This window comes from Bacillus sp. MUM 116, from assembly GCF_001866655.1.
Classification (GTDB): Bacteria; Bacillota; Bacilli; order Bacillales; family Cytobacillaceae; genus Neobacillus.
Genome location: NZ_MLYR01000177.1, coordinates 1 through 7,678 on the forward strand (window position 1 = coordinate 1; position 7,678 = coordinate 7,678).

Below are 7,678 nucleotides of genomic sequence, written 5' to 3' on the forward strand. Positions count from 1 at the left end.
CGTATCCGTCTTTCTCCACAAAAGGATTGGGAAGCAAATCAACCTGAACAACTTACAAAAGTGCTTACTGTATTAGAAGAAATTCAAAGTCATCTAGATAAAAAAGTCAGCCTTGCCGACTTGATTGTACTAGGCGGTAGTGCCGCAGTAGAAAAAGCTGCACAAGATGCAGGCTTTGAGGTAACTGTTCCTTTTGCTGCTGGACGTGGAGATGCAACACAAGAGCAAACGGATGTAGAAAACTTTGCAGTGTTAGAGCCTATCGCTGATGGTTTCCGCAATTATCAGAAGAAGCAGTATAGTGTAAGCCCAGAAGAACTCCTGGTAGACAAGGCACAGCTGCTAAACCTTTCTGCACCAGAAATGACAGCACTTGTTGGTGGTATGCGTGTATTAGGAACTAACTATGGTGGCACGCAACATGGAGTTTTCACTGATCGTGTAGGCACACTTACGAATGACTTCTTTGTTAACTTGCTTGACATGGCAGTAGAATGGAAGCCTGTAGACGGAGGCGTATATGAAGGACGTGATCGCAAGACAGGTGAAGCAGTACGTACAGCAACTAGAGTTGACCTAGTGTTTGGTTCAAACTCAGTTCTACGTGCCATTTCAGAAGTGTATGCTCAAGAAGATAACAAAGAGAAGTTTGTTCGTGACTTTATAGCTGCCTGGGTCAAGGTAATGAATGCAGATCGTTTCGACCTAAATTAACGGATACTACGGGTAATATAGTAATAAAGACCTATTAAAGTTGTATTATATCATCTCTGTTATCGCCAAAAAGACCGACAATTTTTGTCGGTCTCTTTTTCGGTGAAAAATCAACTTGGCAATTAAATTACCTGATATCATTCATATACAAAAAAGAGGCCCTAAAACACGAATGCTGTTATCTAATTTGGATGACAGCATTCGTGTTCTATAAGGGTAATGAATTATGAATATGAATCATCCACGTTTTCAACAAGGTTTTGAGGTATTAAAAGAAAATGGATTAAAGCTAACCATACAGAGATTAGCCATATTGGAATATATGGCCACTTCTAATTCTCATCCGACGGTAGATGAAATCTGTAAAGATTTAAAGAAATTTGGCAGCTATAGAGATTCGTTTTACTAATTTATACTTCTCCATTTTAAACATCAACTTTTTGTTAGATTAGTATTCCATCTTATTCTTCGATTTTTCCCATGTTCTAAATGGTAAATCACCTTTTGGCGTGTAAATTTGTTTCATTGGTATTTTCCGATTTTCGATAGGAAGTGAGAGTTGGTCATATATGAATTGATCATCGAAACCGATGTTAGCTGCATCTTGTTTGGTACAGGCAAAATAAACAGCCTTTGGCCGTGCCCAATAAATGGCGCCGATACACATTGGACAAGGCTCGCAGCTGGTATAAATCTCGCAGTCAGTCAGCTGAAAGGCATTAATATTTTGACAGGCATCACGAATGGCTTGGACCTCGGCGTGGGCGGTGGGATCATTAGAGGACGTTACTTCGTTCCGACCTGTACCAATAATCTTCCCGTCTTTCACAACAATAGCCCCAAAGGGTCCCCCATGACTAGTAAGCACATTCTGAAGTGCGATCTCAATGGCTTTTTCCATAAAAGGAAAATCTGACATAACAACCTCTCCTATCTTATATATTAAAGTAAATAAACATGAAGACAATACTATGTGAGATTATATGACTCTTTTGTTGATGATAGTCGTTAAAAAGAGCCAGTTCAGGCTTAAAAGGAAAAGGAGATGAATGATATAGGAAGGTTAACATTACAGAAAGTCAATCAAATGAACAAAGAAGAGTTTGTTAACACCTTTGGCTGGATATTTGAACACTCACCATGGGTGGTAGAGAAAGCATGGGATCATCTGCCTTTTCAGTCATGTAAGGAACTCTTCCAAGCCATGATCACAGTGGTCCAAAATGCAGAGGAACCTTTGCAAATAGCATTGCTCCGTTCCCATCCCGATCTCGGAACCAAATTAAAAATGTCGGAGGGTTCTCAAAAAGAACAAGCAGGAGTGGGCTTAGATAAACTTTCTAAGGGTGAATACGAGACGTTAGTATTGCTTAATCAAAGATATGTTAAGAAATTTGGGTTTCCTTTTATCATGGCGGTTAAGGGGCAAACCAAAGAGTTGATTCTATCAGCCTTGAAGGAACGGGTGGACTATTGCTATGAGGTTGAATGTATTACGGCAATAAATGAGGTTTATAAAATCGCCGGGTTCCGTCTAAACGATATCTTTGAAACAGGAGATGAGTAAATGCAAAGGATCATGAGTTATGGAAAAGAAGCTGTTTGGGTTTATCGTACTTATGCAAAGCCACTTACAACGGTTCGGGCCATCCCTGAATCAGCCTTTACGGAGCGCGTGAATATCCTTTTTGGAATGAATGTGAAGGCGGCAGTGGAGGGAGATGCGTTTCTTTCCTCCTTTACAGAAGGCGACAATACGTTACTTGTCGCAACCGATTCGATGAAAAATTTTATTCTCAAGCATGCTGGGGATTATGAGGGGGCAACTCAAGAAGGATTTTTGGAATTTGTCGGTCGCCGCTTTCTTGAAAAGTATCCGCAAATGACTTGCGTCAAGATGTCCGGCGAGCAAATTCCCTTTGAAGAGCTACCCGTTCCAGCTAAGGATCATTTCGAGCCAAGTCCTTTGGTGTTTCGTTATTCTTTAAATGAGCAGACTTGTGCATCTGTTGAAGTGAAACGTACTAATGAGGGAATCACTACAACAGACCAAATAAGCAGTTTAAAGGGGCTTAAACTTATAAAGGTGAAGGGAAGTTCTTTTTACGGGTACGTGAAGGATGAATTTACGACGTTACCAGAATCCTATGACCGTCCGCTATTTATCTATTTAGATATTGATTGGCGTTATAACGATATGGAGGATGCCAAAGGAAATACACAGGAAGGGTACGTGGCAGCCGAGCAGGTAAGAGATATTGCCTGTACCATTTTTCATGAAGACAACTCTCCTTCCATCCAAAATCTTATTTATCGAATCGGTAAAAGGATACTGCAGCGTTTCCCGCAATTAATTGAGGTTCGCTTCGAGTCCAATAACAGGACATGGGAAACCGTTTTAGACGATATTCCAGTATCAGAAGAAGGAAAAGTATTCACTGAGCCTCGCCCGCCTTTTGGCTTTCAACGTTTTTCACTGACACGAAATGACCTGGAAAATACTAGGGAGTCAGGCGGATGACAGGAAAGCTGACAACCCATGTTCTGGATTTGAGCATAGGAAGGCCAGCAAGCGGGGTTTTAGTGGAATTATGGCTGGTGGGGTTCAATCATCAGTTTGAGTTCTTACAGAATAGCTATACAAATGAAGATGGAAGAGTAAACCAGCCGCTCCTGGAGGGGGAGTCCATGAAAAAAGGAATCTATGAAATTCGGTTTCACATTGGGGAGTATTTCAGGAACAGCGGAACATTAATGGGAGACCCATCTTTCCTTGAGTGTGTTCCAGTCCGTTTTGGAATCTCCCAACCTGAGACGCATTACCATGTTCCCTTGTTAATCTCTCCTGGGGGCTATAGTACTTACCGAGGAAGTTAGGGTGAAACAGATGCCAACGGAGTTATGGGTTAAAAATGGCCTGGTTTTTACAGATGCTGGATTTCAGGAAATAAGCATAAAAATCAAAGATGAGCGAATTGATTCCTTAGTAAAAGATGAAGCTGAACCTTTGAAAGAAACTAACAAAAATGTCATCGATGCAAGCGGCTGTCTTGTTGTTCCCGGTTTTATAGATGCCCATGTCCATTTTAATGATCCGGGACGAACCGATTGGGAAGGAATGGAGACAGGCAGCCGTGCAGCCGCTATGGGAGGAACAACCACCATTTTTGATATGCCGCTCAATTGTTCCCCTTCTATTATCAACTACCAAAATTTACTAGAAAAAAAGAATTATTTAACCTCACTATCACATGTTGATTATGCTCTTTGGGGGGATTGACAGGCACAAATCTTGAAAACCGGGCAGAATTGGCACAAATGAGTGATGGAATTATTGCATGGAAAGCGTTTATGAGCGAAAGCGGAATTAAGGATTTTACTTTGGTTTCACCGGAGGGTTTAAAACAAGCCATGCAAGTGGCAAGGGAGCACAATAAAATTCTCGCCCTTCATGCGGAGTGGGAAGAGGAGATTGTGAGACGGACTACTCATTATAAGCAACGTCCTGGAGTAAATGAACGAAAAGCCTTTCTTATGAGCAGACCTATTTCAGCAGAAGAAAAGGCTGTAAATTATGCCTTAGAACTTGCCGCAAAATATGGAACAGCCATTCATTTTGTCCATATTAGTTCCGCAAAAGTAGTCGCTCAGATCGAACTAGCTAAAAAAAGCGGTGTAAATGTAACGCTAGAAACCTGCCCGCATTATCTAATTTTTGATGAAGATGATTTCTTGCAGCAGGGAGCTATCCTAAAATGTGCGCCGCCGCTAAGGGTTCGGGAAGAGGTCGAAGGATTATGGGAATGCCTTTCGAAAGGCATGATTGATACGATTGGATCCGATCATTCCCCATGTCTATATTCTATGAAAACAACAGACACCATCTGGGATTCTTGGGGCGGAATACAAGGAGTACAATTTACATGGCTTGCAATGCTCGATGAGGCTTTAAAGAGAAAAATAAAACTAAAACTAAAACATATTCTGCCTTTAGGGACCTCACGTGTAGCTGAACGATTTGGAATTGCGGATCGAAAAGGGAGGATTCGTCCGGGATTGGATGCTGATTTAGTGTTGATCCGATTGGATGAAACGACCTTTGCGGATAAAAAATCCTTTGGTTTTCGGAATAAATTTTCCCCGTATGAGAATAGGGAGTTTTTAGTCAAAATAAAAAAAACTATTTTACGGGGCAAGGTTATTTATGACTACCAAACAGGTAAAACAAAAGACAAAAATGGTCTGTGTCTATAACCATGGAGGGAGTATCATGAGTCCATTTCCCAACAATCTGGCAGAAGCAATCGAGTGGCTAAGCTCGTATGGTACAGTTCCTGGTGGTGGTGTTACACGTACCCTTTACTCCAAACCTTGGAAGGAAGCCCAGCAGGCCCAAAAGGAATGGATGGAGGAACTGGGGCTGCAAACTTCTTATGATCCAATAGGAAACCTGTTTGGACGTTTAGCATCTGAAGATTCAATGGCTCCGACAATCCTGGTGGGATCTCATATCGATACTGTTCTTTCAGGGGGAAAATATGATGGAGCTTATGGAATTTTAGCGGGTATCCTTGCGTTAAAGCATCTTAAAAAGCATCATGGTCATCCCAAGGTGAATCTCGAGGTCGTTTCATTGTGTGAAGAGGAAGGGAGCCGCTTTCCTATTGCCTGCTTTGGTTCCGGCATGATGACAGGAATCTATTGCATTCAAGATATTAATGGTTTAAGTGATTCTGAGGGAATCAGTTTTGAGCAGGCAATGAAAGAGGCTGGATTCGGGATTGTCGAGCAACCAGACGTAGTCCGTAGTGATATTTCTGCCTTTGTTGAATTACATATTGAACAAGGCCCCAGTCTCGAAAGACTTCAAAAATCCATCGGTATTGTTCAGTCGATTGTTGGTCAAAAAAGGTTTCGAATTACCGTAAAGGGAGAGCCCAATCATGCTGGTACAACCTTAATGAAGTGGAGAAAAGATTCACTTCTGGGAGCCGTAACGATGATTCATGATTTATTTGGCTTAACGAAAGAATACAACGAAGACCTTGTTACAACGGTTGGTCAGCTATTTGTGGAACCAAATGTACCGAATGTGATACCAGGGCAAGTGGAATTTACGGTAGATGCAAGACACCCAGTGAATTCGGTTTTAAGCATTTTTTGCGAACAATTTAAGCGGCGGTTTCTTGAAATTGCTCAAAAGTTGGGTTTGGAGATTGGTATGGAAATGTGGCATGATGTTCAGCCGGTTCAAATGGATGTAAAGTTGCAACAAATGGTTCAAACCATTTGTTTGGATAGTAATATTTCTTATCATGTGATGCATAGCGGTGCGGGTCACGATTCCCAGTTATTTGCGCGCATGTGTCCGACAGCGTTAGTGTTTGTTCCAAGTCAGGGAGGAATTAGTCATTCTCCATCTGAATATACTTCAAACCATGATTTAGAAACAGGACTATCTGTACTGATCCAATTATTGCATCAGCTAGCGTACAAATAGCTAAGAGGAGGAGTTTTATGATGCAAGATAAAACATTCTTAGTCCAGTGGATTGAAGAGCATCAAGCAGAAATGATTGGTTATTTACAAAAATTAGTGCAAACTCCTTCAGATAATCCTTCTGGTGATTGTTACCCGATTGCTTCCCTTTTACATCAGCATCTTTGCAAACTTGGATTTGACGAAGTGTCCTTATTAGAAGTAGACAAAGAGGAAGTGGAAGCGGCAGGAATGATTAGTTTGGCAAATGTCCTTGCGAGTTCCAAATTTGGCAGCGGAGATAAGACCAACATTGTTTTAAATGCACATGGCGATGTAGTTCCGCCTGGTTTAGGCTGGAGTGTTGACCCGTATGGTGGGGAAATCATTGATGGAAAAATGTATGGACGCGGAGTGGCTGTTTCCAAATCTGATATAGCTGCTTACACATATGCCATTCTCGCATTAAAGCAGGCTGGGATTGAGGGACAACTGCAAGGGAGAGTGGACCTGGCATTTACGTTTGATGAGGAAACCGGGGGAGAATTAGGGCCAAAATGGCTTCTTGATCATGGGTACATCCAGCCTGACCTGGCTATTGCTGCCGGGTTTACTTATTCAGCGGTAAATGCTCACAATGGTTGCTTACACTTTGAAATTAAAACAACCGGCAAGTCTGCCCACGCAGCCCTTCCACATACAGGAGTAGATGCCATTGAGGCGACGTCACAAATATTAAATGCCTTATATGAATATCGGCAAACTCTCAGTACGAAAAAGTCATTGGTACCAGGCATCGATTATCCAACCCTGGTGGTGGGACTCATTTCAGGAGGGATTAACACCAATGTCGTGCCGGATGAATGCAAGATTAGGATAGACCGAAGATTGATACCGGATGAAGACGAAGTGCAAGCAGAAGCGGAGCTGCGTGAAATTATTCTTAAAGCAGCAGCTCCTATAAAAGGATTAAAAGTGGAAATTAAAAAAATACTTCATGCCAAAAGCTTCGGGCCAGTTGCGGAAGATTCCCAGTTAATTTCGGCATTGGGTTCGAACTGGGAATTAATTATGAAGGGTAAAGGTGAGTTATCCATCAATGGAGTCCCAATTTATGCAGATGCCCGCCACTTTTTTGAAGAAGGTATTCCCACCATCATGTTTGGGGTCGGCCCGAAAGTGCTTGAAGAGGCAAATGGCCACCGGGCAGATGAAAATATTCGTCTGGAAGATTTGCTTGATGCCACAAAAATAATTGCCTGTACTCTTTATGATTTATTGTCATAAACTGGTTGAGATCTGCGTGACAAGTCTGGTGAGTTTGATTCCCACGCAGTCCCGCCATAGTATCCTATACAATCCAAATGATATTCGCCAAACTCAATCGTATCAAGGGTTTGGCGATTTTTAATTTTTAGAGGACGTTATCGTACCACACCTGTAGGACGATAAAAATTTTTCCTACATTATATGCAAAAGTCCTAAA

The 7,678-nt window shown here is 41.8% G+C and carries 10 protein-coding genes; 9 read left to right on the forward strand and 1 reads right to left on the reverse strand.

Going from position 1 to position 7,678, the window contains the following annotated elements; genetic code table 11:
• Positions 1–714, forward strand: a 714-nt coding sequence (locus BIV60_RS27510; RefSeq protein ID WP_305728414.1) for a peroxidase family protein, incomplete at its 5' end; no start/stop codon positions are given.
• 226 nt (positions 715–940) lie between these two features.
• Positions 941–1,123: a transcriptional repressor gene (locus BIV60_RS27515; RefSeq protein WP_071358847.1), complete on the forward strand. Its 183-nt coding sequence runs from the start codon at positions 941–943 to the stop codon at positions 1,121–1,123.
• A 39-nt stretch (positions 1,124–1,162) separates the two neighbouring features.
• Here the strand turns inward: BIV60_RS27515 and BIV60_RS27520 are convergent, their stop codons facing one another.
• Positions 1,163–1,633 carry a nucleoside deaminase gene (locus BIV60_RS27520; protein WP_071358848.1) on the reverse strand — a complete coding sequence of 157 codons (471 nt, stop codon included), beginning with the start codon at positions 1,631–1,633 and terminating at the stop codon, positions 1,163–1,165.
• A 126-nt stretch (positions 1,634–1,759) separates the two neighbouring features.
• Between BIV60_RS27520 and uraD the strand changes: the two genes are divergently transcribed.
• Genes uraD through BIV60_RS27550 form a run of 7 tightly spaced genes read left to right on the forward strand, consistent with a single transcriptional unit; the run spans position 1,760 to position 7,479 of the window.
• Positions 1,760–2,281 (forward strand): 2-oxo-4-hydroxy-4-carboxy-5-ureidoimidazoline decarboxylase, encoded by a 522-nt coding sequence (gene uraD, locus BIV60_RS31125; protein WP_071358849.1) that lies wholly within the window; start codon positions 1,760–1,762, stop codon positions 2,279–2,281.
• Positions 2,282–3,235: a factor-independent urate hydroxylase gene (pucL, locus tag BIV60_RS31130; protein ID WP_071358850.1), complete on the forward strand. Its 954-nt coding sequence runs from the start codon at positions 2,282–2,284 to the stop codon at positions 3,233–3,235. It abuts the gene before it with no gap.
• A complete protein-coding gene (uraH, locus tag BIV60_RS27535; RefSeq protein ID WP_071358851.1) occupies positions 3,232–3,591 on the forward strand; it encodes a hydroxyisourate hydrolase in 360 nt (119 codons plus the stop codon). Before pucL ends, uraH begins: the two co-directional genes overlap by 4 nt.
• 10 nt (positions 3,592–3,601) lie before the next feature.
• Positions 3,602–3,994, forward strand: coding sequence for an amidohydrolase family protein (locus BIV60_RS28965; RefSeq protein ID WP_141770581.1), 393 nt, complete (start codon positions 3,602–3,604; stop codon positions 3,992–3,994).
• A complete protein-coding gene (locus tag BIV60_RS27540; RefSeq protein WP_083402505.1) occupies positions 3,991–4,968 on the forward strand; it encodes an amidohydrolase family protein in 978 nt (325 codons plus the stop codon). The genes BIV60_RS28965 and BIV60_RS27540 overlap by 4 nt, the downstream gene beginning before the upstream one ends.
• 16 nt (positions 4,969–4,984) lie before the next feature.
• Positions 4,985–6,214, forward strand: a complete 1,230-nt coding sequence (locus BIV60_RS27545; protein ID WP_083402506.1) for a Zn-dependent hydrolase — start codon at positions 4,985–4,987, stop codon at positions 6,212–6,214.
• Between the two features lie 17 nt (positions 6,215–6,231).
• Positions 6,232–7,479: an ArgE/DapE family deacylase gene (locus tag BIV60_RS27550; protein WP_071358852.1), complete on the forward strand. Its 1,248-nt coding sequence runs from the start codon at positions 6,232–6,234 to the stop codon at positions 7,477–7,479.
• The last annotated feature ends 199 nt before the right edge of the window (positions 7,480–7,678 follow it).